The sequence below is a fragment of the Methylobacter sp. genome, from assembly GCF_004322395.1.
GTDB lineage: Bacteria > Pseudomonadota > Gammaproteobacteria > Methylococcales > Methylomonadaceae > Methylobacter_A.
On sequence record NZ_SCTW01000013.1, the window covers coordinates 14,334 to 40,488 of the forward strand.

General features: G+C 47.9%; 24 protein-coding genes. 16 read left to right on the plus strand and 8 right to left on the minus strand.

The window, feature by feature from the left end; genetic code table 11:
- Positions 1-179: 179 nt before the first annotated feature.
- Both EPO18_RS02290 and EPO18_RS02295 read right to left on the minus strand, forming a co-directional pair.
- Complete coding sequence (locus tag EPO18_RS02290) at positions 180-1,646, minus strand: ATP-binding protein (protein ID WP_292429949.1); 1,467 nt, start codon at positions 1,644-1,646, stop codon at positions 180-182.
- A complete protein-coding gene (locus EPO18_RS02295) occupies positions 1,636-3,339 on the minus strand; it encodes a class I SAM-dependent DNA methyltransferase (RefSeq protein WP_292429951.1) in 1,704 nt (567 codons plus the stop codon). Before EPO18_RS02295 ends, EPO18_RS02290 begins: the two co-directional genes overlap by 11 nt.
- A 266-nt stretch (positions 3,340-3,605) precedes the next feature.
- Between EPO18_RS02295 and atpD the strand changes: the two genes are divergently transcribed.
- The 12 genes from atpD to EPO18_RS02355 all read left to right on the plus strand — a co-directional run bounded on the left by atpD (position 3,606) and on the right by EPO18_RS02355 (position 16,729).
- Positions 3,606-5,000 (plus strand): F0F1 ATP synthase subunit beta, encoded by a 1,395-nt coding sequence (gene atpD, locus EPO18_RS02300; protein WP_292429954.1) that lies wholly within the window; start codon positions 3,606-3,608, stop codon positions 4,998-5,000.
- Positions 4,997-5,194, plus strand: coding sequence for a hypothetical protein (locus EPO18_RS02305; RefSeq protein WP_292429956.1), 198 nt, complete (start codon positions 4,997-4,999; stop codon positions 5,192-5,194). The genes atpD and EPO18_RS02305 overlap by 4 nt, the downstream gene beginning before the upstream one ends.
- Positions 5,191-5,601, plus strand: coding sequence for a F0F1 ATP synthase subunit delta/epsilon (locus EPO18_RS02310; protein WP_292429959.1), 411 nt, complete (start codon positions 5,191-5,193; stop codon positions 5,599-5,601). Before EPO18_RS02305 ends, EPO18_RS02310 begins: the two co-directional genes overlap by 4 nt.
- The gene (locus EPO18_RS02315) at positions 5,598-5,858 is read left to right on the plus strand and encodes an AtpZ/AtpI family protein (RefSeq protein ID WP_292429961.1); all 261 of its coding nucleotides are present in this window, start codon (positions 5,598-5,600) and stop codon (positions 5,856-5,858) included. The genes EPO18_RS02310 and EPO18_RS02315 overlap by 4 nt, the downstream gene beginning before the upstream one ends.
- A 454-nt stretch (positions 5,859-6,312) precedes the next feature.
- Positions 6,313-8,040 carry an autotransporter assembly complex protein TamA gene (locus tag EPO18_RS02320; RefSeq protein WP_292429964.1) on the plus strand — a complete coding sequence of 576 codons (1,728 nt, stop codon included), beginning with the start codon at positions 6,313-6,315 and terminating at the stop codon, positions 8,038-8,040.
- A 157-nt stretch (positions 8,041-8,197) separates the two neighbouring features.
- Entirely contained in the window at positions 8,198-11,692 is a 3,495-nt protein-coding gene (locus EPO18_RS02325; protein ID WP_292429966.1) for a translocation/assembly module TamB domain-containing protein, read from the plus strand.
- Positions 11,693-12,049: 357 nt separating this feature from the next.
- On the plus strand, positions 12,050-12,718 hold the full coding sequence (locus tag EPO18_RS02330) for a F0F1 ATP synthase subunit A (protein WP_292429969.1): 669 nt from the start codon (positions 12,050-12,052) through the stop codon (positions 12,716-12,718).
- 3 nt (positions 12,719-12,721) lie between these two features.
- Entirely contained in the window at positions 12,722-12,988 is a 267-nt protein-coding gene (locus tag EPO18_RS02335) for an ATP synthase subunit c family protein (RefSeq protein ID WP_292429971.1), read from the plus strand.
- Positions 12,989-13,179: 191 nt separating this feature from the next.
- Positions 13,180-13,929, plus strand: a complete 750-nt coding sequence (locus tag EPO18_RS02340; RefSeq protein WP_292429973.1) for a F0F1 ATP synthase subunit delta — start codon at positions 13,180-13,182, stop codon at positions 13,927-13,929.
- Entirely contained in the window at positions 13,916-15,463 is a 1,548-nt protein-coding gene (locus EPO18_RS02345) for a F0F1 ATP synthase subunit alpha (protein ID WP_292429976.1), read from the plus strand. The genes EPO18_RS02340 and EPO18_RS02345 overlap by 14 nt, the downstream gene beginning before the upstream one ends.
- Positions 15,460-16,299 (plus strand): F0F1 ATP synthase subunit gamma, encoded by an 840-nt coding sequence (locus EPO18_RS02350; RefSeq protein ID WP_292429979.1) that lies wholly within the window; start codon positions 15,460-15,462, stop codon positions 16,297-16,299. The genes EPO18_RS02345 and EPO18_RS02350 overlap by 4 nt, the downstream gene beginning before the upstream one ends.
- A gap of 142 nt (positions 16,300-16,441) precedes the next feature.
- Entirely contained in the window at positions 16,442-16,729 is a 288-nt protein-coding gene (locus EPO18_RS02355) for a hypothetical protein (RefSeq protein ID WP_292429982.1), read from the plus strand.
- 156 nt (positions 16,730-16,885) lie between these two features.
- Here EPO18_RS02355 and EPO18_RS02360 read toward each other — a convergent pair whose 3' ends face one another.
- The gene (locus tag EPO18_RS02360; protein WP_292429985.1) at positions 16,886-17,338 is read right to left on the minus strand and encodes a CBS domain-containing protein; all 453 of its coding nucleotides are present in this window, start codon (positions 17,336-17,338) and stop codon (positions 16,886-16,888) included.
- 86 nt (positions 17,339-17,424) lie between these two features.
- Complete coding sequence (locus EPO18_RS02365) at positions 17,425-18,045, minus strand: MarC family protein (RefSeq protein ID WP_292429987.1); 621 nt, start codon at positions 18,043-18,045, stop codon at positions 17,425-17,427.
- 156 nt (positions 18,046-18,201) lie between these two features.
- Here EPO18_RS02365 and EPO18_RS02370 point away from each other — a divergent pair, with 156 nt between their 5' ends.
- Positions 18,202-19,752, plus strand: coding sequence for a cation:proton antiporter domain-containing protein (locus tag EPO18_RS02370; RefSeq protein ID WP_292429989.1), 1,551 nt, complete (start codon positions 18,202-18,204; stop codon positions 19,750-19,752).
- 217 nt (positions 19,753-19,969) lie between these two features.
- Here the strand turns inward: EPO18_RS02370 and EPO18_RS02375 are convergent, their stop codons facing one another.
- Positions 19,970-20,371, minus strand: a complete 402-nt coding sequence (locus EPO18_RS02375) for a DUF2784 domain-containing protein (protein WP_292429992.1) — start codon at positions 20,369-20,371, stop codon at positions 19,970-19,972.
- Positions 20,372-20,506: 135 nt separating this feature from the next.
- Between EPO18_RS02375 and EPO18_RS02380 the strand changes: the two genes are divergently transcribed.
- Positions 20,507-21,505 carry an SPFH domain-containing protein gene (locus EPO18_RS02380; RefSeq protein WP_292429994.1) on the plus strand — a complete coding sequence of 333 codons (999 nt, stop codon included), beginning with the start codon at positions 20,507-20,509 and terminating at the stop codon, positions 21,503-21,505.
- A gap of 2 nt (positions 21,506-21,507) precedes the next feature.
- On the plus strand, positions 21,508-22,158 hold the full coding sequence (locus EPO18_RS02385) for a TFIIB-type zinc ribbon-containing protein (protein ID WP_292429995.1): 651 nt from the start codon (positions 21,508-21,510) through the stop codon (positions 22,156-22,158).
- A 253-nt stretch (positions 22,159-22,411) separates the two neighbouring features.
- On the opposite strand, the gene EPO18_RS02390 is transcribed toward EPO18_RS02385, so the two are convergent.
- A complete protein-coding gene (locus EPO18_RS02390; protein ID WP_292429997.1) occupies positions 22,412-24,373 on the minus strand; it encodes a M48 family metallopeptidase in 1,962 nt (653 codons plus the stop codon).
- An 18-nt stretch (positions 24,374-24,391) separates the two neighbouring features.
- Positions 24,392-24,982: a LemA family protein gene (locus EPO18_RS02395; RefSeq protein ID WP_292430000.1), complete on the minus strand. Its 591-nt coding sequence runs from the start codon at positions 24,980-24,982 to the stop codon at positions 24,392-24,394.
- Positions 24,983-25,073: 91 nt separating this feature from the next.
- Here EPO18_RS02395 and EPO18_RS02400 point away from each other — a divergent pair, with 91 nt between their 5' ends.
- Positions 25,074-25,826: a ceramidase domain-containing protein gene (locus EPO18_RS02400; protein WP_292430003.1), complete on the plus strand. Its 753-nt coding sequence runs from the start codon at positions 25,074-25,076 to the stop codon at positions 25,824-25,826.
- Between the two features lie 75 nt (positions 25,827-25,901).
- Here EPO18_RS02400 and EPO18_RS02405 read toward each other — a convergent pair.
- Positions 25,902-26,155: hypothetical protein (locus EPO18_RS02405; protein WP_292430006.1), on the minus strand; the 254-nt coding region annotated here is incomplete at its 5' end.

Genomic DNA, 26,155 nt, shown 5'->3' on the forward strand with positions numbered 1-26,155 from the left:
GTCTCTCCTCGTTCCCACGCGCTGCGTGGGAATGCCGTGCCGGACGCGCTGCGTCCCGTATACGCAAAATGTTGGGCATGACTCGCGGCGCAGCGCGCCTTGACTGCATTCCCACGCAGCGCGTGGGAACGAGATGAACTGACCTTTACTGCTTAACATTCGGCAGACTACATCGATGCTCATGCCGTGACCTCCCAATAGCCGCCCTTTGCCGGGCCGATACGCTTGATTCGTCCATCGACTTGCAAGCTTTTTAAATTCCGTTCAATGGTGCGCGTACTCACCTCTGCGAGCTTTGACAGTTCATCAATGGTGATATTGGGGTTGGCCTGGATAAATCGCACTATTTTCTCCGACATTCTCTCCGACATTCTCTCCGACATTCTCTCCGACATTCTCTCCGACATTCTCTCCGACATTCTCTCCGACATTCTCTCCGACATTCTCTCCGACATTTTCTCCGACATGTCTTCCGAACCTGCTACGGGTTCGGTATTGCTGATTGTAGAGCGATAAAACTCCCAATCGACAAAGTCGCCGCGTTCCTGAATCTTCGGCTCCGGATTGCCCGCTTCCCGGCACATCGCTTTAATCCGGCCAATGCCGCTGCCCCATTGTTCAATATAGCCCAGCTCTTTGAATACTCTGGCCAAGACACGGTTGCGGATTTTAGATCGGCCTTGTTGCAGGTCTGCCTGAGTCAGGCTATTGGGTAGGCCGCCGGGAGAGACGATATTCAGCATGTCGTCATAAATCCCCACTTTAATATCGCGGCCGAAATTGGTGTAATCCCGATGCAGTACGGCATTGACCAGTGCTTCGCGAATCGCGGGTACCGGTATTTCGTAGGTTTCGGTGCGTTGCAGGCCAAGAATTTCGGCTTTAAGGTGCAGGTGGTTTTTAATAAAAACTTCGGTTTGCTCAAGCTGATAAAAAAGGTCGCCTCGGTACTCTTTTTTATCGAGGAACACGACCATAGTGTTGCCCTTAAAACGGCTGCACTTGGTTTCTACATGTTCGTACTGGCCCAGTAAAATCAACAAACCATGAGTGGGGAAATCTTGGCCTTGTTCGCGCTGGATCAGGCGCAAATTCAGTAATTTGTCTTCGTCTAAGACTTTACCGGCCTGGCTAAATCGTGCTTTTAGTGGCGCGAGATCCAAGGCTGCCAATGGCTGGTTGTAATTGATCTGCTCATCGAAGCTGATGTTAAGCCGTTGTCGTTCCAGTTCCTGGATGTATTCCAAAGAAGCCTGTCTATTGGTTGCGCCTAAACGGATAAAGGTGCCTTGCTCGCGTCCTTTAGGTTTTAGGTAATAAGGCAGCAACCCACCGCGCGACACTTCGACGACCAACAGTTCTATCCCTGTCACATTTTCAATGTAAATTTCGGGCAACAGATTAGGGCTACAGAGTTCATGGACGATTGAAGCTATTTTGTCTTGCAACTCAAAGATGTCCGCATTCTGTAAGCCGACCAGTTGGCGATTGTCATCGACGCCGATGACCAGCCTACCGCCTGCGGTATTGGCAAAAGCAATCAGCGTTTTAGCCAGCTGATCGCCTTTGGGCAAAGTTGTTTTGAATTCCAGAGTTTTGCTTTCGCCTTGTAAAATTTCAGCCAGCAACGGGTGCTTAAAGCTCATACCCTAATCCTGCCAGATTCTTTTTAATCTCCGCTTCCAGACGGCTGCTTTCGGCAAACTGCGTTTTGAGCTGTGCGGTTAAGCGCGCCATTTTTTCGGCAAACGGTTCACCGTCGTCTTCTTGTTCGGCGGCTCCGACATAACGGCCTGGGGTCAGCACAGAGTCGTGCTTTTGGATGTCTTTCTGTTCGGCCGAAAAGCAGAACCCGGCTTGATCTTGGTAATTTTCACCGCGCTGCCAGGCATGAAAAGTCTCGGCAATGTTAGCGATGTCGGATTTGGTAAAGTCGCGCAGCACGCGATCTTTCATATAGCCCAGGTTGCGGGCGTCGATAAATAAAGTTTTACCTCGACGATCTGTTTTTCCGTTGCCTCCGGATTTATCCTTGGTCAGGAACCAGATACAAGCCGGGATTTGGGTGTTGGTGAACAGTTGCCCAGGCAATGCGACCATACATTCGATTAAGTCGGCTTCGATCAGGGCTTTGCGGATTTCGCCTTCGTTGTTGGTGTTGGAGCTCATCGAACCGTTCGCCAGCAATAATGCCATGCTGCCGGTAGGCGTGAGGTGATGCAGCATGTGTTGCATCCAGCCGAAGTTGGCGTTGCCTTGCGGCGGCGTGCCGTATTTCCAGCGCACATCACCTTCCAATTTGGCGTGCCACCAGTCTTTGATGTTGAACGGAGGATTAGCCATCACAAAGTCGGCGCGAAGATCGGGGTGCTGGTCGTCCAGGAAGGTGTCGGCGTTCTTTTTGCCGAAGTTAAAATCGATGCCGCGAATCGCCATGTTCATCGCCGCCAGCTTCCAGGTGGTCGGGTTGCTTTCCTGGCCGTACACCGAGATATGCTTTTTCTGCTCGGCCGGGTTGTAGTGCTTTTCTTGAGCGTGTTCTTCAATGAACTTTTCGCTGGAGACAAAGAAGCCGCCGGAACCCATGGCCGGATCGTACACTCGGCCTTTGTACGGTTCGAGCATTTCGACGATCAAGGTGACGATGCTTTTGGGGGTGTAATACTGACCGCCCTGTTTGCCTTCGGCCAATGCGAACTGACCCAGGAAATATTCATAAACATGGCCGAGAATATCCTTGCTGTGCAATTCCAATTGTTGGCCGTGGTATTCCGGGTTACGGAAGCTGGTATCGGAAAAGCTGTTAATCAGTCCAATCAGTTTGTCGTTGTCCAGTTGGTATTGGCTGATGCGGTTCAGGATGCCTTTGAGTTTGCTGTTGGCTTTTTCGATTTCATCCAGCGCGTTATCGACCAGCCATGAGATCGAACGCAACTTTACGTCCTCATTTTGCTCGTTTTGCCAAATAACCGACCCTATCGGCAAAGCTGCCGTGCTTTTTAATGTGCTCCAGCGGGCCGTTTTGGGCACCCAGAAAATGTTCTTTTCCTGGTAGTACTCCAATAGTTCAAGCTCGTCGGCGATGGCTAGTTGGTAGTCTTCGTCGGAATCGTAATCCTCGCGCGGCATGAAGTAGATGTTGTTATCGCTGTCTTTTTGGAACAGCACTTTCAACTCGTTTTGGCGTTCTTCAAAAGCGTCGGAGACGTATTTCAGGAAGATAAGACCAAGCACGATATGTTTATAGTTGGCTGCATCCAGGCTGCTGCGCAGTTTATCGGCCGCTTTCCAGAGCTTGTCTTCAAGCTCCTTCAAAAATTGCTGTTCTGAGGTATTCATGATTTTTCTTTTAGTAGGATACGCATGCGTATCCTTTTGCATTTATTTGATATTTATAAAAATACGCACGGCGTACCCTACAGTGAATTGCTAAAGCCAAACAGGCTGACTGTTCCAGAGTATACTTGTTATTTAACGCAAAACGTAGCTCTGTAGATACCGGTACCTCGTGCTATGCGTATTCCGATCTACGCTATTTGCCATGCACGCATATTTTAAGTAAATTCCCACCAAGACTCTTTTCGTCACCTCTGGAGTAGGCGCTATTGGACAGTTTGCAGGATCCACAAGAACATCTCCAAGTCATCGGAACTATCGTTGAAGTGCATGGTCCAGTGGTGATTATCGACTGCACCGAGTTACCGCCTTTGCGTCAGGCTTTGTGTACTCGTTTTGATCATGCCGTCTATCTTTTCGAGGTTCACCAGCATCTCGATGAGCGGCACGTCCGGGCGATAACTCTGCACGGCACGGCCGGATTAAGCCGGGGCATGAGCGTATACGATACCGGCGCGCCATTGCATGTGCCTGTATCGGAGCAATGTTTGGGGCGGTTATTGAACATATTCGGCGAGCCACTGGATGGACAGCCTTCTTTGCCTAAAACCGAATTCCGCAATATTCACGCTAAACCGCTGCCGTTATCCGAAGCCATCGGTATCAGCGGGATTTTGGAAACCGGCATTAAAGTCATCGACTTACTCTGCCCTTTTGTTAAAGGCGGCAAAACCGGGTTATTCGGTGGCGCGGGAGTCGGAAAAACCGTGCTGGTCATGGAATTTATCCATGCCGTTTCCGCTATCCACAAAGGCGTTTCGGTCTTTGGCGGCGTCGGCGAGCGTATCCGTGAAGCCCACGAATTATGGAGGGAAATGCAACAGGCGGGGGTCATGGACGACACGCTGATGGTGTTCGGGCAAATGGATGAATCGCCCGGCGTGCGTTTTCGCGTCGCGCTGTCGGCGCTGACTTATGCCGAATACCTTCGCGATACTCTGCATAAAGAAGTGCTGTTTGTGGTCGACAATGTGTTTCGTTTTGTCCAGGCCGGCAGTGAAATCTCCAGCCTGCTGGGCCGCATGCCCGCTACCGTGGGTTACCAGCCGACCTTAACCACGGAAGTCGCCGAATTGCAGGACCGCATTCTTTCGACGCGACAAGGCGCCATCACTTCGGTGCAGGCGGTCTATGTTCCGGCCGACGATATGACCGACCCGGCGGTCAGCGCCATTCTCAGCCATCTGGACACCACGGTTATTCTGTCCAGAGACCAAGCCAGCAAAGGCATTTATCCTGCGGTCGATCCGCTGCGCTCCAGCAGCAAACTGATGGACAAACATACTTTGGGCGAGCGCCATTATACGGTTGCCAAAGGTGTGCGCGAACATCTGGCGCGTTATCACGAACTGGAAGATATTATCGCAATGCTGGGCATGGAAGAGCTGGGCGAGGTTGACCGGAAAATTGTTATGCGCGCCCGCAAATTGCAACGCTATTTGACTCAGCCGTTTGCGGTTTTAGCCGAACATACCAAACAAACCGGCGTTTCAGTGCCGCTGGAGCAAACCTTGACCGATTGCGAAGCTTTTTTGGCCGGGCATTATGATGAGCTATCCGAGGAGCAATGCTATATGCGTGGCTCGATGCAGGAGAGTCTATGAGTTTAAAAATAGCGATTTGTCCGCGAAATACATCAGTGCATTGTATTGAGCAGGCCGTAGGGCGTGCCGCGCGCGCCAAAGGACTTAACCAACAATTTCATGCCTGGGAGAAGGCGCGCACGGCGCGCCCTACGGCTGTTCCGCTCTTCGAATATTTTTGTGCTTTTCGCGGACCAATAGGTTTTCTAAGATGAACACATTCGTACTAAACCTGTTCGATGCCAGCCATGAACAACGTTTCACCGGTGTCACTTCCTTTGTCGGCGAAGATGCTTCGGGCTCCTTCGGAATTCGAGCCAATCATGCCCGGTTTATGACCACCCTGGTTTTCGGTCTGGCGCGTTTTCGCCAGGCGACAGAAGACTGGCAATATCTGGCTCTGCCGGGCGCGGTTGTTTATTTCGTCAATAATGAATTGACTATCAGCACCCGGCATTTTTTAATCGACACCGACCTTGAACGGATCAGTACATTATTGGAACAGCAATTGATAGCCGAGGAAGAAAATCTGCATGCAACTAGGGAGAGTCTGCACAAGATGGAACAGGCCATGCTAAAACGCATGCTGACACTTAAACGTAAATCCGGTTGGCAGTTATGAACAATGAACAACAGCTCAAAAAGAAAATTGAAAACCAGGTCAAACGCATCAAAAAAGCGGAGCATGGCGATCGTTCGAATCTGCCATCCATCGGCACGCTGGGGCTGGTCATGATTTTACCGATTATCGGCGGCGTTTATTTAGGCCACTGGTTGGATGATATGGTAGAAGGTTACTCGACGCACTGGACGCTCGGTCTATTATTTGCCGGGATAGTGGTTGGAATTTTCAATGTATATTTTCTGATTAAAGACTAACGCAAAAATAACTACGTATATAACCAGAAGTTGGTAAAGCCACGCGTTGTACTCATCCTTATACACAACACGTATCTGCGGGGTGTCGTCATTCCGACAGTCCCTTACCTAGCGTTAAGCGAGAAACAGCCCGATAGGCAGACCTTCCAGGTTTTAAAAACCTGGAAGGTCTAACTGGCAACGTTCTGAACAGGCGGGATGTTTCAAACGGAGCAATATGTCCCGTCCGGCTTGATTCGAAAGTTACCGGTCCCTTCGGCTACGCCAAGGACAGGCATAGCACTGGATAACTATTTCCGGGATGGCGACTTTTGGGCAGAGTTGTATATAACAATAAGTGCGCTACGTGGGAACGAGACAAAATAAGCGGTTACACGGATTTATTTATACCTATCTAGCGTTCAAAATAATGTTCCACTAACAACATCTCATTGTTAAATGCGAGCATTAAGTAATGCGACTAACTTCTATTATTAGAATAGTATCGTTAATTCTGTTGCTGTCTTTAACAGTCTCTGATGTCATTGCAAGCGTCTCCATTACCGGGCTTAACGACGAGGCTAAAAAAAACGTCCAGCTGATGCTGTCGCTTTCGGAAGAAAAATGCGACGCACCGGAATGGAAAATACGCGGCTTGTTTAGCAAAGCCGATGAAGAGATAAATCAAGCTTTGCGGGCTTTGGGTTATTACCACCCCACTGTCAACAAATCACTCGCTTTCAATGCTAAATGCTGGCAAGCGGACTTTACTATTAACGCCGGCCCGCCGGTCATTATTGATGACGTCGATATCGCATTGACCGGCGACGCCCAGGACGATTCCGAATTTCAAAAATTACGCAATGAACTGCTAACCGAAAGCGGCAAACCTCTGCGTCACGACCGATACGAAAAAATGAAAGGCCGGATTGAATCGCTGGCAATGGATAGAGGCTATTTAAAAGGCGTCTTTTCAGAAAAAAAACTGTTAATCAATAAAGCAAACAACACGGCGCACATTCATCTGATATTCGATGCCGGTAAGCGTATGGTGTTCGGCGATGTTACCGTTGAGCAAAATATTTTGAATCCTGAGTTTGTCCGCAAATTCATTTCAATAAAAAGCGGTGACTTTTATTCGACCGAGCAGTTGGCCAAGACTCACAATGCACTGTCAAAAAGCGGCTATTTCGACAGAGTAGAGATACGCCCCGACACTGAAAACGTCCAGCAACAAGTCCCGGTCACTCTTAGTCTGCATCCTAAAAAAAGGCACCATTACGAGTTCGGTGTAGGTTTCGATACCGACATAGGCCCTCTATTGGGTGGCGCTTACGATAACTATCGTTTGAATCGTCGCGGCCATTTTCTTAATGCCAATCTTAATCTCGCTCAGGTGCTATCGACGGCTGATATTGAATACAACGTGCCGTTGGCTAATCCGATCAGCGATTTTTTCAGTTTCGGCGGCGGATTCAAGCGGGAAGACACCACCAACTATAAGTCCCTATCAACAAAAGTTTCTGCGCGGTTAAAACATGACTACGATAACGGCTGGAAGCAAACGCTTTTTATCGACTCTATCTACGAAGATTTCACCATCGGTTCCACATCGAATCGCGTACTTTTATTAGTCCCCGGCGGCAGCTGGCTGCGTTCCGTTTCCGATAACACACTCCGCCCTACCCGAGGCCACCGCCTGGAACTTAATCTGGCCGGAAGCTATAAAAACCCAATTTCCGATGTCAGTTTTGCGCAAGGCTCCGTAGCCGCCGTATGGGTGCATCCATTACCGTGGAACGGCAAATTTATCGCTCGAACAATACAGGGCGCAACGCTGGCCGATCAATTCGACAAGCTGCCGACATCGTACCGGTTTTATGCCGGGGGCATGAACAGCGTACGCGGTTATGAATATAAGGAACTGGGGCCCAAAGATAATCTGGGTAACGTTGTCGGCGGCAAGTTCTTAAGCGTGTTCAGCGCGGAATACGAGCAGCTCGTATACGGTAACTGGGGAGCCGCTGCATTTGTCGACAGCGGGAACGCTTTTAATCCGGAAAGTATCAAAATCAAAACCGGTGTGGGTTTAGGCGTCAGGTGGTACTCGCCGATAGGGCCGGTCAGGCTGGATTTTGCATTACCTTTGAACGAATCGAATTCTTCATTTCAAATCCATTTTGCGGCAGGCGCAAGGATATGATGTTGGAAAAGACAGTTTGTCCACGAAAAGCACGAAAATATTTAAAGAAATGCCGATCTGATAAGTTTTGTTTTGGATACGTAGGGCGTGCCGTGCGCGCCATAAACCCTAAGGCGTGCACGGCACGCCCTACAGCAGATGTACTTAAGTCGGGTAAATGGCCGAACCATTGCATATTCCTGACTTTCGTGCTTTTCGTGGACTCATTGCCGTTTTTAAAATGATGAAGCGCATTCTTCTGATTATTTTGATTCTGCTGTTGATGATCCCTATCGGCTTGCTCGGGCTGATGAACAGCACAACCGGCAGCCGCTGGCTGTTGCAAACGGTTTTTTCAAATCTACCGGCGCAGACTTCGGTCAAAGCCATTAAAGGCCGGTTGCTTGAACGTATTGAGCTTTCCGATTTACATTATCAAAGCGACACGGAAACGGTTGCCGTTAAAAACGTGGTGTTCGCATGGCACCCCTCCCAACTGTTCTCGGGTACTTTAAAAATTATTGATATAACGCTCAATGGCTTAAGCATTAGCCTAGCCGAAACACCTCCCAAGGAAAAAAGCACTTTCGATTTTAATGCGGAATTACGGCTGCCGGTGCAGATCGTGATTGAAAACTTGCTGTTGACCGATCTCAAGTTTCAACAAGGCGATCAAATACAACAATTGGAGAAACTGCATTTGTCAGCATTTACCGAGCATGACCGGCTTAACCTCGTCTCGTTAGAGATTAATGCCAAACCTGTTGCCGCAACAGCAAAAGGGCAAATGGGCTTGGGCAAGGGCTTTCCGTTAACTGCGACGGCCGATTGGCAGGTTGCAACAGCGGACTATGGCTTATGGCAAGCGACAACGACGGTCGACGGCGACATTTATCAACTGTCTTTCGATAATCAGTTGTCGTCGCCTTTCAAATCAACCTTAAAAGGCCATCTGGAAAATTTACAGGATACGCCACGTATAACCGCGCGCGGCGAGTGGCAAAAACTTAATTGGCCGATTACCGGCGCCGAGCCGCAGATAACCAGCGAGCAAGGATCGCTTGAGCTGAGCGGTTTGCTCAGCGATTATCAGCTCACGCTAAACACGCAGTTAATCCAGCCGTATTTGCCGGAGGCCCACTTAGCGTTTAAAGGCCAAGGCAGCATGGAAGCCTTGTCTATTGAGCTACTGGAACTCAAATCGGCGGCAGGCGCATTCCAACTGGTCGGCGATGTCTCATGGAAAGATGTTACGGTTTTCGACCTCGCCGCTACAGGGCAAAACTTTAATCCCGCTATCCTGTTACCCGAGCTTTCCGGCAGCCTGACTTTTAACAGCCGCATTAAAGGCAAGCTGGCTGGAAAAGCATTAGAACTGGACGCCGATATTGACCGGCTGTCAGGCAAGCTGCGTGGTTATCCGGTTAGCGCAAACGGCAAGTTGGCTTTGGCTGGCGAGCAACTGAAAATCGATAAGCTACAGATTGTTTCGGGAACCAATAAAATAACCGCTAACGGTACGCTGGGACAGGAGCAAGCCGCTCTTATCGTTGCTATCAACGCCCCCGCATTGGAATCGTTATGGCCGAATCTGGGCGGCAGCTTGAAAGGAGACGGGAATTTGCAAGGCTCATGGAAAAAACCGGAGGTAAAATTCCAGGCTAACGGGAAAAGTTTGCACTTTGCCGGATATAGCGCCGAGCAGTTAGCCATCAATATCGACTATCACGGCGACGCAAAACTTAACTCAAAAATACAATTGTCCGTCAACGACATCAAAGCCGGCGCCCTTCACATTACAAAACTGCTGCTTGACGGTTTGGGTACGCTTGAGCAGCATCGCTTTAAAGCCGATATCAACTCTTCTTATGGCGATCTATCGAGCGTGCTTACAGGCAGTCTCAAAGCCGATATATGGCAAGGCGATTTATCCAGGCTGGATTTGAATACACGCGATGCCGGCCGTTGGCAACTTGCGAACAATGTGACTGTCCTGGTAACGCAAAGTCCTGCCGGCGTAAATGTATCTTTAGATAAAGCTTGCTTGATCCAGCAGACTGCCAATCTTTGCGTACAAGGAAATTATCCGGCTAGCGGCGACTTTCAGTTTAAAGCTAATGCCACTGCCTTACCGACAAGCTTGATGCAAGTTTACTTACCCGCACAAACGCAGTTAAAAGGTAAGCTCAATGCCGATGCAGATATAAAACAGCAAAAGGGTTTGCTGAGCGGCAATTTCCGGATAACCATGCCTGCAAACGCAAAGATTCTATTACAGACTCAGCAAGGGGCAACCGAGTTTACATTAGGTTCATGGGTAGTATCGGGAAAGCTGCAAGAAGAAATAATATCAGGCGATTTTGATCTGGCCTTGTCAAACCAGGATTATTTGCGCGGCCAGCTACAACTGGATACCGGCAAGAGCCAGGCCCTATCCGGCCGGATAACCGCATCGGTAGTTAACTTTGCCCCGTTAAATGCTTTTGTTCCCCAGTTATCGAACCTTAAAGGCAATCTTAAAGCGGATTTAGCGATAGAAGGCAGTGCCGGCAAACCCGTTGCTAACGGGGCGATTAATTTCAGCGGCGGATCTGTGGACGTGACTGATTTAAGACTCGAGATTCGCGATATTAAACTTCAGGCACTTGCATCCGCCAACCGTATTCAGCTAAACGGCTCCGCAAAATCGGGACAAGGACTTGTTAAGCTCGATGGCGCTACAAGCCTACAAGGAACTGCCGAGTTAAGATTGAGCGGAACCGATTTTGAAATCGCCAAATTGCCGGAAGCCCAAATAGCCGTTTCGCCGGAATTAAAAGCTGTATTTGCTGGGAAGCGAGGGAAAGTGACCGGCAAATTAACGATCCCCAAAGCCACGTTGCAGCTTCCGCAACTGCCGCAAAATGCGGTAAAAGTCAGCAGCGATGAGGTTATTCTCGGCGAAAAAAAAGCTGAGGAAAGCAAAGCGGCAGCGGCCAATATCGATACGGATATAGATATTGAACTCGGCAAACAGATCAGTTTTTCAGGAAAAGGCCTGGAAACCAACTTGTCAGGCAAATTAAAGTTCATCAAAACCGGAGAAAAAATGGCCATGTATGGCAACGTCGATATGAACAAGGCTTCTTATAAAAGCTATGGACAAGATCTTACCGTGCGTAAAGGGCGCTTCATGTTTAACGGCCCGGTCGATAAGCCGTGGCTGGATGTAGAAGCCGTGCGCGTTTCAAAAGACCGGCGGACTACCGCTATTCTCAGTGTGACCGGCCCGCTTGATGCGCCCAAAACACAAATTTCTTCAGAGCCTGCTTTGCCGGAATCGGAGGCACTGGCTTATTTGGTCACTGGCGGACCGTTAAACCAGGTCAGTAAATCGGAAGGCGATTTAGTCGCCGGTGCCGCATTATCTTACGGTGCAGGCAAACTCTCGTGGATTGCCGACAGATTGGGGGTAAGCGAATTTGAAATTAAACAAGGAGAAGGACTGGAGGATACATTGGCTAGCGTAGGCCGATATCTTACCCCGGATTTTTATATAGGCACGCAAGTAGGCTTGTTTAATAATCAAGCCGTGTTAGTGTTAAAACGTAAACTGACCAAAACTATTAATGTTGAAACGCAAACGGGCACATCGCAAAGAGTAAAAATTAACTATGAGCATGATAAAGATTAACAAAACAGTTTGGTAGGTGTTTGCTGCAACGTCTCGCCTGCTCAGAACGTTGCCGGTTAGACCTTCCAGGTTTTAAAAACCTGGAAGGTCTCCATATCGGCATGTTTCTGAGCACGGCCCGTGGGAACGAGGGGGATGCGGTGTACCGCAGATACTTGTGTATAACGATGAGCGCAGCGCATGGGAATGAGACAAAAAATGATTAAAGAATATAAAATTGTAACTATTCAGCGCAAAGAGAATGGCACGCGGATACACTGATTAAACTTTGCTTCGGATTTTGAAAATCCGTTCAATCAGTGCTATCCATGTTCTACTAATCATAGTTACTATATGTTGAAATTAAGAGGCGCTTCGATGGAAAATGAATTTACCTTTGCCTTAGGTCCTCTGGTAATAGGCACATCAATTATCACCACTTGGGGCATCATGCTGGCTGTTGCCGCAATAGCTTGGATTTCAACCCGGCGTCTGGATATGCTGCGGCCCGGCACGATGCAGACGACCGCTGAAGGCATTGTGGCAACTATAGACGAGGCGATTACTGCCGTCGCGCCGGAACACGGGCAGCAAATCATGCCTTTTATTGCGTCCCTTTGGCTGTTTCTGATCATTGCCAATCTGCTCGGCCTAATACCGGGTTTGCACTCCCCTACCCGCGATCTTTCAGTGACATCGGCACTGGCGGTAGTGGTATTTTTCTCGGTGCACTGGTTCGGCATAAAAACTCAGGGCTTAAAAAACTATTTGCATCATTACCTGAGCCCCAGCCCGATTTTGCTGCCTTTTCATATTATCAGCGAGCTTACCCGAACTTTGGCTCTGGCTGTCCGTTTATTCGGCAATATGCTAAGCCTGGAAATAGCAGCGATGCTGGTATTGCTGGTGGCAGGATTTCTCGCGCCGATTCCTGTGTTAATGCTGCATATCATCGAAGCGTTGGTGCAGGCGTATATCTTCGGCATGCTGGCGCTGATCTATGTGGCCGGCGCTATAAAATCCCAACAGTTTAATTCACAGGAGTAACTTATGTCCGACATTGCCTCGATTGTCCTTGGTTCCAGCATCGCCGCCATTATCGGCATCGCACTGGGAGTAATGCTGCCTGCCTTGGCCATGGGTAAAGCTATCGGCAGCGCTCTGGACGCGTTATCGCGGCAACCGGAATCGGAACAGTCGATCATGCGCACCTTGTTTATCGGCTTGGCCATGATCGAATCGCTGGCTATCTATTGCCTGGTTATTATTTTGATCGTGCTGTTCCGGAATCCGTTGCTTGAATATATCGTTAAATGATTGAATAAAAAATTCACCAATAAGACACACTGTAACTACTCAGCCATTAAACACAATGGAACACAGATGACGCAGATTAATATGATGGACGCGGATAATTCAAAAAAATCTTATTCGATCTTAACTATCGGCGTCATCTGCGTTCCATTTTTTCAACTGCTAAGTAAATACCTAGCCCGACAATAAAGCATATGGAATTCAACCTATCCACCTTTGTTCTTGAAATTATCAATTTCCTAATTCTAATCTGGATTTTGCAACGGCTTTTTTACAAGCCTTTGATGGAAGTAATCGCCAAGCGTAAGCTGTTTATCGACCAGTCGCTTAGCGACGCAAAAAACCTGCAACAGCAGGCAGAACAACAATTCAACCTTTATGAAAATCGGCAAAAACTGTGGGAACAAGAAAAACAGACCGCTATCACAGCTCTGCACCGGCAACTCGAAGCCGAAAGAAAAGAACACCTGGACAAGCTGAATGCCGATCTTGAGCAAGAGCGGCAAAAAGCGAAAGTGCTGCTGTCAAAACAACAGCGAGAGTTACAACAACAAACCGAAAAACAGGCTTTGCGAAACGCCGCAAAATTTGCCGGAATGCTGTTGCAGCAATCCGCCGGCTCTGAGCTGGAAGCTCGCTTATTCGCGATGCTTATCAGCAATCTGACTACTTTGCCTGAAGCTTGCAAACAGTCTTTGACCACGCTGGGAACTAAAAAGTCTGTGCCTATCAAAATAACCAGCGCCTATCCATTAACCGCTGAAATGCGTCATCAGCTGGAACAAAAACTGGGGGAGTTGATCAATAATCAAATCAACTTTCAATACCATCAGGATGAAGCGTTGATAGCAGGTCTGCGCATGGATATCGGTGCTTGGGTGCTGAACGCCAACCTGCAACACGAACTGATCGGTTTTGCCGAGTTTGGCTATGAACCAGAGTAATATCGTGCTTATTGATCCCACGCGCCAGGATAAGAATGTTGTCGTCGCTGCTCCGACTGCACGGGACAGCTTACTGGATAAACAAGCCGAATGGCTGGCTAACTATCAACCGGAACTGCGTATTACCGAACAAGGCACGGTGGTTGCCATCGGCGACGGCATCAGCTGGATTAAGGGCCTTCCGTCGGCCGCTATTGAAGACATCCTGATTTTTAACGACGGCAGCCGGGGCATGGTCTTCGACCTTAACCCCGACCGGATCGGTGCAATTTTGCTGTATGAAACCGAAGCACTGACGGCAGGCACTACGGTTCATCTTTCCCGGTACTCGCTCAGCATACCGGTCGGCGACGAGTTTTTGGGTAGGATTATCGATCCACTCGGAACGCCGTTGGACGGATATCCTCCACCGCCCCAGTCAGGGCGCGAAAATATGGAAAAAGGCTCCCCTGCGATTATCGCCCGTGATTTTGTCCATAAACCTCTGTATACCGGCATAAAAATTATCGACACGCTGATTCCGATAGGCAAAGGACAGCGGCAACTGATAGTCGGCGATGAAGGGCTGGGCAGGACCTCAATCGCCATCGACACCGTTATTAATCAAAAAAACAAAAATGTACTGTGCATCTATGTGTTGATCGGCCAGAAACGCTCTGCTGTCGTCAGCACCATAGAAACATTGAAAGCACACGGCGCATTGGACTACACCGTGTGCGTGGTCGCCGAAGCCAGCGCCCTGCCCGGTTTACAATATATCGCTCCGTTTGCCGGTTGCGCGCTGGCCGAATACTGGATGGCGCAGGGCCAAGATACGCTGATTATTTACGATGACTTATCCACCCATGCCCGAACCTACCGGGAGCTGTCTTTGTTGCTGCGCCGCCCGCCCGGACGCGAAGCCTATCCGGGCGATATTTTCTTTGTCCACTCCCGGCTGCTGGAACGCTCGACTTGCTTGAATGCCGAAAACGGCGGCGGCAGCATGACCGCTTTGCCGATCATCGAAACCAAACAAGGGGAAATTGCCGCGTACATTCCGACCAACCTGATCTCGATTACCGATGGGCAAATTTATCTGGATAATGACCTGTTTGTGTCAGGCTTTCGGCCGGCCATCGATATTACCCGCTCGGTATCCCGGATAGGCGGTAAAGCTCAAGACATGAGCATCCGTGATCAAGCGGGACAAATGAAACTGGATTACCTGCAATTTCTGGAACTGGAAACGTTCACCCGTTTCGGCCAGCGCCTGGAAGCTTCAATGGAAGCGAGGATCAAACGAGGCCGGTTGCTGCGGGAAATATTAAAACAGGACCGGCTGGCTCCGCACAGCAATCTGTTTCAATTGGCTTGGCTGATCGCGTTTAATGCAGGGCTATTCAACCAGGCAGCTCTTGAAGACATTCCCAGAATGCTCGCAAGCATTGATGAGGAGCTTAAAAACACGACACTGACTTTGGAAAGCAGCCCTGAACAATGGCAGCTAGCCGTTGCAAAATGGCTTAATACCAACCCCTCACAGCCGTCATGAGCCTAAGCCGCGAACTGCAACTGCATATCACCCAACTGAAAGATATACGCAGCATTTTAAATTCGATGAAAAATTTGGCTTTCATAGAAATCCATAAACTACAGCGCTTTAAAACCATGCAAAGCCAGGTTGTGGCTAATATTGAACGTGCGGCGTTGGATTTTCTGGATTTTTATCCCGGCTTGGCAGCAGTTGAGAACAACGCCGCGCATATTTGTGTTTTGCTGGGAGCGGAACGCGGGTTTTGCGGCGACTTTAACGAAAGCCTGATTAATGCTATCTCAAGCCAAGCTTATACCGGTATTATTGCTGTCGGCAGCCGGCTTGCTAACCGGCTGGAAGGTATTAGCCCTGAAATAATCGCTACACTTGAAGGCGCCAATATCGCCGAAGAAGTGCCCGAAATCATTAACCGACTGCTTGACGCCATCAACGCATTGCCGGAGGTTGCGGCTATTGATAAAACTGCATCTATATTACAGCTGACCGTTGTTTATCACCATGACTCAACCAATCAAATCGACCATCGGCAAGTGCTGCCTCCTTTTCCTCAGCAAAACAAAAGAACATTTCATTATGGTAACCCTCCGGTACTGAACTTGGAACCCGGCGTTTTTTTTACAGACTTGGTAGATCATTATTTATTTGCGGTGCTGCATGAAATTTTTTACACCTCGCTGTTGGCCGAAAATCATCGCCGTCAGCAACATCTGGAAGGAGCTGTAAATCACTTGGATGATGAAACCGTAAAGCTGCAACGAAAATCGCAGATTTATCGCCAGGAAGAAATTACCGAAGAAATTGAAGTCATATTGTTAAATGCAGAGAACCTTTAATTCGTTCAAATATCGCTTCTGCATCGCCCTTTATAAACGCCTTGTTAAAAAAACGTTGTCATCAGAGTGAAAAAAACCGATAATAGTATCGTATCGCTATCTTTTTTCAGTCAACTTTTTCCACGAGCGTGCAACAATGAACATGAAAAGCATATTAACTTACTTGGCCGTATTAACCTTGTCGTTTAATGTTTTCGCTGTTGAAGTTCAGGAAGAGCCGAAAATTACTGCGCAGGACAAAATAGAGCTGAATCGAGAAAATTCACCGGACTCTCGTTTAGCTACCCATATCGTTAGCAGCCATACGATTCCTCAAGCTTCAGCCGAGAAACCCAGTGAATTTATAACTTCACTGAGCGTGTACTTAATCATCATCATTGTTTATACAATTTACGGAATTAAAGCCAACTCAAAAAATGTAGGAAACTGAATATTTCTACATGTAGTCGATACAACCAAAACATAGCTGTTTAAAGGGGTTGACCTTCATCGCTTATCAAGCGATGAAGGTTTTTTTAAGACTCTCAACTTCATCGTTCTCCCTGCGTGGGTGACACAGAGTACGAAAAAGATAAAACGTTATGCATTAATGAGCTCTTATTTTAGCCTCATGCTCCTGCTCACGCGGAGCGACCTTAGCCAGCTCTGTTATCTCTTCGGCCAGAATATCCAGCATATCGTCTGCCGTCACAATGCCTACCAGTCCTTTTTCCTGGTTAACCACCGGGATGCGGCGAATGCCCTTGCTGCGCATCAGCCGAATTGTTTCAAACACACCTTCTTTATCTTGTACGCTGATCAGTTGCGGACCCATGATGTCACCCACGCTAAACTTAGTGAGATCCAAGGATTGGGCAATAATTTCGATGACCATATCGCGGTCTGTAACAATGCCGACCGGCACTCTCTTTCCATCAAGCTCATCAACGACTACCAGATCGCCGACATGGTACTCGCGCATCAATTGCGCTGCTTCCGTTAGACTCATTTCTCTGGTCGCGAACACGACGTCGCGATTGCAAAATTCATTAATAGGCATGGTTATATCCTCCGCTTAAGTTAAGATAGAACTTCGGTTTTTTCGGACTGATCCCCCTCTAGCCGCTATGCTTTATACGCATAATGTTATGGCTTTGGAATAGTCCATTGAGCGATGCTGGTAAACGCATCTATAATCAAGTCGACTGACAGTGTGGCGAGGATTATTCCCATAATACGCTCCAGTATCGCCGCGCCGTTCTTCCCAATGATACGCAGAAGATGCTCTGCGAGAAGCATCAACGCGTAAGTAACTGCAAGGACACCAAGCGTTATACCTGCTGTTATCGCTTGCGTAGTAATGGAATAAAGGTAATTGTCAGTGAGTAAAATCACGACCATAATGGCTTCCGGCCCCACAATGGAAGGTATTGCCAGCGGAAACACCGCGATATCATGCCCGGCCTCAGATTGACTAAAGGTGGTTACCGCTCGGCCGAAAATCATCTGGAGACCGAAAAGAAACAAAATGATGCCGCCGGCAATTTGCAACGAAATAAGTTGAATGTGCATGGCAGTAAGAATGATTTGCCCGATAAGAATTGCGCCAAGCAAAATAATAGCCGAATAAGCAATCGCCATTGTTGCCGTTTTTCTACGTTCTCTTGGCGAAAACCCGGAAGTCAGCGCCGCAAAAAGCGTAACGGTCCCAATCGGTTCAATGGTTACCCAAATCATCAGCGCGTCGTGGATTATCTTATTAAGCACATGCTCTCCTTTATCGCCACAACTTCAACTTTTTAAATTTGAAAACCTTCCTGTTCAGTTACGAGCTTTATCCTAGATAGTTACCAGCGCGTTCTATTCTAAACAAAATTCGCGCTATCATAATCAGCAATTGTACTTATCGGAGTAGGTTTTATTATGGAATTACTATGGGTTGGCGCTGCTTTTCTGGCAGGCTTGATAACCAGCCGATTATATTTACCTCCCTTGGTAGGCTATTTGATGGCGGGGTATGTTTTGAACGTTGCCGGCGTTGAAGCAAACGACACACTTAAGCATTTAGCGGATATCGGGATTGAATTGCTATTGTTCACGGTCGGCCTGAAATTGAAACCCTCATCGCTGTTACGACGCGAAGTGCTTAGCGTCGGCAGTTTGCACTTACTTATCGTCACCTTGGTTTCAGCGCTGGTTTTCTTTGGCTTTAACGGGCATGTTACCGGCGGCTTGGTGATAGGGGTGAGCTTGGCTTTTTCCAGCACAGTTCTCGCGATTAAAGTATTGGAAGATAGCGGCGAACTTTCTACATTGTATGGACGGGATGTCCTAAGCATATTGATTTTGCAAGATATTGTTGCGATCGGCCTGCTGGCTGTCGCCAATAACAAGCAACCGTCGCCTTGGGCGCTTTGTCTGTTACTGCTGCCTTTTCTTCGGCCTTTGGCCTATCGGTTGCTTAGTGCCAGCCGCGACGATGAATTGAAATTGTTATTGGGCGTAGCCCTGGCATTGGCTGGCGGTGTGTTGGCGCAAAAGGTCGGCATTTCCAGCGATATTGGCGCATTGCTAATGGGGGTTATGTTGGCCGGACATGTCGACATAAACGATCTTTCTAATAAGCTATGGGGGTTAAAGGAAACCTTTTTAGCCGCATTTTTCCTTCAAATCGGTTTAGCCGATTTGCCGGGGTATGACGAAATTGTGCAGGTGTTGGAGCTATTGTCCCTATTGCCATTGCAAGGCATACTTTTTTTTGCGTTGTTTCTGCTGGTCGGTTTACGCGCCCGCACGGCATTTGTTTCTTCACTGGCGTTGATGACCTACAGTGAGTTTGCATTGATTACATCGAATACCGTCGTCGAAGCAAACCTGCTTCCACCCACTTGGGAATCTACAATCGGCCTGGCGGTAGCGCTTTCATTGGCCATTGCGGCGCCATTAAATCGGTTTTCACACCGTTTGTTTTCTTTGCTGGAAACGAAATTGGTTCGTTTTGAACGAAAAATCGAACATCTGGACAGACTACCCAGCAGTATCGGGAGCGCGGAATGGCTGGTAGTCGGCATGGGGCGCACCGGTATGTCTGCGTATCTCGCTTTTAATCAACAAGAGACTCGCGTTTTGGGTTTGGATGCAGATCCTACCGTGCTGGAAAACTTACTTGCTGAAGGAAGAAGAGTGATTTACGGAGATGCCGAAGATTCTGCGCTATGGGGGAAACTACCCTTGGAAAAAGTCAAAGGGATTATCCTTACCATGCCGGAATTCGAGGTAAGATCATCGTCGATCAAGCAATTAAAAAACCTGCAATTCGCCGGTTCCATCGGAACGATTTGTTTTCATAGCCATGAAGAAGACGAACTTTATCGATTGGGAGCTACTTTTATCATTCATCCCTTTATCGAAGCAGGTAAACAATTAACTGAGCAGATGTTGAGATCAACACATAAGACGGTTTTTAACCATTAGCCAGTTAGTCCACGAAAAGCACGAAAGCCAAAAGTAGGCGCCTCTAGGCGACACGAAAGAAATCAATATGTTCTATTGATTTAGTCATTCACCCTTTGGGTGACTACCTGCAATTGGGTATCTATTTGAATTTTTTCGTGCTTTTTGTGCTTTTCGTGGATCAAATGATTTTTCTAGGATTAAGCCTGAAAACAGCGCTGAAAATCCGCAGCCTGACTTACGTGTTGTCACCGCTTCCCCGGCTATTTTTAGGCCGGGAAAACCACAATCGATAGACAAGCACCCCGTATATCGCAACGTTGATCAGTATGACAAAGCCCGCCAGTCCAAGTTGAACGTCTCTTGTGAGCCCGGCGGGATAAATGATGGGCAGGAGATAATGTTCAATAAAACTACCGGAGTAACCGGCATCGCCGGCCATTTTGCGAAATCCGACTTCCAGCCCTGTCAAAGGACACAGGCCTGCTGTCAATTCAATGAATGTTCCCCAACAGGCAGCCGGTATGTGAGCCAGCGCAACCCACGGAGAACGTAACGCAAAGAGCCCTCCGAAAACAACGAAGCCGATAAACAGGAAATGGATAATAAGAACGGCGTCTGCCAAAAATCGATAAATCATATAGGATTAGCACTCCTCATAGATTACAGTCTATAAGCCCCTATTTACGCGTTGCGGCTTACGGCATTGCCCGTTAAAATGAAATTCAGAGCAAAAAATCCAGGTTTTTCCATAACACAACAAACGAGGCTCAAGGTGGCGCTTTTCGACGGCATAAAACAACAACTCCGCTCGGTAATTGAATGGACCGATCCGCGCCCCGATGCACTCTTCAGCCAATGGACGGATAATGGCGATGAGATTAAAAACGCTTCTAAACTGATCGTAGGGCCGGGACAAGGCTGCATTTTTGTCTATCAGGGCAAAGTCAAAACCGTAATTACCCAGCCATGCATGGTCGATTTGGAAACCGATAATATTCCATTTTGGACGACCATTAGCAACTTTATGCAGTTTTTTGAGAGCGAGCATAAGGTCGGGATTTATTTTTTTAAAACCAGCAAGATATTAGACCAAAAATGGGGCACGACTTCGCCGGTTAAATACGAAGACCCTAAATATAAATTTCCGGTAGGACTGCTTGCTTTCGGCAATTACAGTTACCGCATTTTTAACCCGCAAGACTTTTTCGCCAATGTGGTCGGTAGCCATAGCGATTTTTTTACCGATGATTTTAGAAGCGTCATGTCTGCGAGAATGATTCACCCTATCTCGGATTTTCTGGCTGTAAACCGTTTTAGTTATTCCGACATAGATGCCAATCGCAATGAAATAGCCGAAGGCTTGAATGGGCAATTAGCAGCAGAATTCACCAAACTGGGTTTTGAAATCACCGATTTTCGGATTGAAGGCACCAGCTTTGATGAGGACACGCTAAGACGCATTAACCGCATTGCCGATTTATCCGCAGAAGCCCAGGCCGCACAAGCCGTCGGCCTCGATTATGCGAGCGTCCAACAGCTGGAAGCGATGCGCGAAGCGGCCAGGAACGAAGGCGGCGCTGCCGGTATCGGCGTCGGCATCGGTGCAGGTATGGGCTTAGGGCAAAATATGGCGCAAGTCTTTCAAAACAATCAGCAAGCCCCCAATGGCATTGAGGCGAAACTTGAAAAGTTGAAAAAAATGTACGAAGAACAGCTGATTACCGCTGAGGAATATGCAGCCAAAAAGCAGCAACTTCTGAACAGCTTTTAATCATGGCAAATTGCAAGAGCTGTTCCGCACCGCTGGAGCCTGACACCAACCGCTGCCGATATTGCGGTGTGCGCAATGATGTCGACTTACAAGCAAAACATGATTTCAGCATCGAAAACCTGCGTTCCGAACGCATTTGCCCGCAATGCAATATCCCGTTGCAAACCATCGGCCTTAAAATCAACGGTCATTTGTATATCGAGCGTTGCAGCGAATGTTTCGGTTTATTTTTCGACCCCGGCGAAATTGAAATTTTACTGGATAATGCCGTTTCCGGTGAGGAAACCGTCAATCTCAAACATATCCAGAATATAAACGATGACCGTTACCAAGCTAAAAAGGTCAAGTATATTAAATGCCCTGTGTGCCGGATACTGATGAACAGAGTCAACTTCGGTTACCGTAGCGGTGTGGTTATCGACCAATGCAAGAAACACGGCATTTGGTTGAATAACGGTGAAATCACTCATTTAATGGAATGGAAAAAAGCCGGTGGGCAATTATTGGCCCAACAACAGCAGCAAGAACAACCTAAAATAACTAATGTAAATCATGATCTTAGCCGGAACCAAAGCCATTATTCTATTGAAAACTATGCCGATCCTTATTTATTGGAAGCTGTGTCTTCATTGGTGTGGAAGTTGTTTGACTAAGGAATAATACACTTGGAAAAGCTTGGGCAAACAAAAAATCACAAGCCAAATCATTTACCTTTTTCCTTATCGTTTACTACGGTATAAACAACATAACCTACAAAAATAACAGTTAAAATATAAATTATTACCGACATATCTATTTATCACCTTAAAATAAATTGTTTATGATTTTGTCTAAAGACACGGTTTAACCGGCTTTCTAAACGACCCGTACCAGTTTTATTGAGAATATACCACAAGTGATCAGAAGCTATTGTCCGGCATCGAAAACAAACGGCGGCAACGGACAATGTAGGGTTGCGCATATTGCTCTTAGCAGTTCCGCTTCGTCAGAGCTGACTTTACCATCATGAGATATCGTCAACACCAATGCGGAAACCAGGGCTTGTTTGTCCAGCATCTGTAGTTCATCGAGCCGATTCAACGCATTATCCGCGGCAGACATCCAATCCTGGGGTGGCAGATAATCAGGCCATTGCCCGGTATCTATCAGCATTTTTATACGCTGTTCATGGCGCCCCAAACATTCCATGCCTTTTTGATAAGCTGCACCGGCTTCAGTATGGCCTTGTTTTGCCATCACGGAAAACAATGTGCCGACGGCTTTCGATAACTGTGTCAGGCGGAGGTTGCCATGTCGGCGTTGCGGATGAGCGGCGTCATTTAAATGCGTTTTTAAAACGCAGGATAAGGCGAACTCAAACATATCGACAACGCCATCGGCTTCGATCAACCGTTGCACTAGGTCGGCTATGCGTTCAAGCTGCTCCTGAGGCCGGTTTTTAATCAGCGGAAAGGCGATTTGCAACAAAGGCAGGCGAAACGCTGTGTCCAGTTTTTTTATTTCCAATTGCAGCGTTTCGGCGGCCATTACCGTCGTACCGCCTAATTGTCCGGCAATCAGTTCTAATTGCACTCGACGCACGGCTTCGTTTGTATCGAGCAATAATGACAAAATTAACGGCAAGGCATCAGTATCGGAATGGGCGGCCCGATAAAGATTTTCAGGTATCGACTGGCGCAGGGTTGAAGCAAGTTGTATATGTTCTTCAGCAGGCATACCTACCGTTTCGCTAACCGTGTCCGGCGTTACGGCAAAGTGTCGCGGCGCGAAACCGGCTATTGATGAACTTTCCTGAACGGCTTCCGAGCCGTTCTGCATTTGCCCAAGCATTCGCTCGGCAAACCGGTCTATTTCAGACTCGTCGAAATTCGGCTCCAATGCTTTGATACGCTGAACCAAAGGCGGATGTGTTGCCAGCAGTGAACCGAATGATGCTCCGGTGGCAAACAGCATGTGGCTGACTTCTTCGGCATCCGCTGCCTGTAACTCAGAACCTTGCTGAACGGCGGCTATTTTTTTTAACGCGCCTGCGATGCCTTGGGTCTGACGGGTAAATTGCACGGCTGAAGCATCGGCCAGAAACTCACGTTGCCGTGATACTGCCGCTTTGATCAATTGCCCGAAAAAAACGCCGATATAGCCGATCAAAAACAGTCCTAAGCCAGCCAGATAAATAGCGGCTGTACCGTCACGGCGGGAATCATCGGAACGCATAGTGCCGTAACGGGCGCTGTTCAACACGGCCCTGCCGATCAGGCCGATAACTAAAATGCCGAACAAAAGTCCCATCAGCCGCGTGCTTAAACGCATATCGCCGTTAAGGATATGACTGAATTCATGGCCAATTACGCCTTGCAATTCATCTCTGCTAAGCGTTTCCAGCATACCGCGAGTAACGGTCACTGCCGCGTCGCCGGTGGTAAATCCTGCTGCAAAGGCGTTAATGCCGGGCTCCTGTTCCAGTACGTAAACTTCCGGCATCGGAATACTTGAAGCAATCGCCATTTCTTCAACGACATTATATAAACGGCGGCGTAGCGGATCTGCGCTCTCTGCGGTAATCAGCGTTCCTCCAAGGCTGCGGGCAACCTTTCCGCCGCCCGAGCTCAATGACGCAATTTTGTAAAGGCTGGACAGGCTGATAAAACCGACAGTGCTCAATGAAATGATCGACACCAATGGCAGGTTATTCATGATCCAGTTAAAATCCGGCAGTGTCGCAGTTCCGGCATTATCACCCATATTAATGATTAGCGCCGTTATCACCAGGTTGACTGCTACGACGATCGCAATCACGGCTAGCATGAACATCAGGATCAGGGAACGGGTCTTCCGGCGGGCATCATCTTGGCTTTGAAAGAAGTTCATTTGCTGCACCAAGCGGTTTTAAGTAAAAGAGACTTTCGGCGTCTGACGTTTTTCCGGCGCTTCTATGTCCAGATGTTCGGCAGGAGTAAAATTAAACATGCCGGCCAGGATATTGTTGGGGAAATTCTCACGGCCGTTGTTATAGGTCATGACCGCATCATTAAAAGCCTGACGCGCAAAAGCCACTTTATTTTCAGTAGACGAGAGCTCTTCCTGAAACTGCATCATATTCTGATTGGCTTTGAGATCGGGATAAGCCTCGGCCAAAGCAAACATTTTGCCCAGACTGCCCTGAAGCGCAGCCTCGGCACTTGCCAGCTGCCGGATCGCTTCGGGATCGGAAGGATTTGCCTCGGCGGCCTTAAGTCCGGTCACCGCTGCATTCCTTGCATTAATCACCGCATCCAGCGTCTCTCTTTCATGTTTCATATAGCCTTTTACCGCTTCAACCAGATTGGGTATCAGGTCGTAACGCCGGGTCAATTGAACGTCTATCTGGGAAAAGGCATTTTTAACGCCGTTGCGTAAGTTAACGAGCCGGTTGTAAATGCTGATAAAAAACAACGCAACTATGACGATGAAACCGATTAACGCGAGTAATATAGGCATGACAATATCTCCACAAAATAACAAGATGTGACTTAATCATACAAGAGCGATTACACTCTGTCCCTTGTTATTACAACCAAATTTATGAATTATGCCTATAGATAACCGTCTGAAAATTATGTTGGCGATAATTGTTGCCGCGATTATTGTAATGGTTAGCATCGATCCGATTGCCCAGGATCCGGCTTACCATAACTTCGCCGACCAGCGTCGCATTTTCAGCATCGCCAACTTTTACAATGTGCTGTCCAATTTACCGTTTGTCATTATCGGCATTATGGGAATCAGGCTGGTCGCGTTACATAAAGCAGCCGGCGGATTGGCTGAATTACAGGCGATGTATTTAACGTTTTTCATCGGTGTGTTGCTGACCGGCTTCGGTTCTGCGTACTACCACTATCAGCCCGACAATCAAACCCTGGTTTGGGATCGCCTGCCGATGACGATAGCTTTCATGGCCTTGTTCAGCGCTATTATTGGAGAATATATTTCGACTCGGCTGGCGTGGAAATTATTTGTTCCATTGCTGATATTAGGCATTGCTTCAGTGGTTTACTGGCATCTGACGGAACTGAACGGTCACGGAGATCTGCGCGCCTACGCGTTGGTGCAATTTTTACCGGTTTTGTTGATACCGCTGATTCTGTGGCTGTTTGACTCAAAATTAAATAATGATAAGTATATTTGGGGCCTTATTGGCGCTTATGCAATATCGAAACTGATGGAGTTGTTCGATGCCCAGCTATACAGCATTGTCGGCTTGCTCAGCGGACACTCGCTAAAACATTTGGCCGCTGCATTCGGAACGTTGATTTTTTATTGGGCATTGCAAAAGCGGCATTAATCTACGAAGAGCTACAGGCATAAAAAAAGGTGTGCCGAAACCGGCACACCTTTTTTTATGCGGTCTTTCGAAAAATTAAGCTTTTACAGAGTCTGCAATTTCGTTAAATGCTTCAACTCTGATTTTACTGGTCTTAATCAAGTCTACCCCCGCATCAACCACCATTTTGCAAAGCCCTGGTGTTTTGTAAACTATTAAACCTAAGTAACCAACAGCCGGAATGGCGATAAAGGCTGCAATAAAACCATTTAGACCGACAACACCCATCAGTTTTATCAGCAATACAACGGCATCCAAAGGCAGTAAAACCATAGCTCCGAAATAGACGA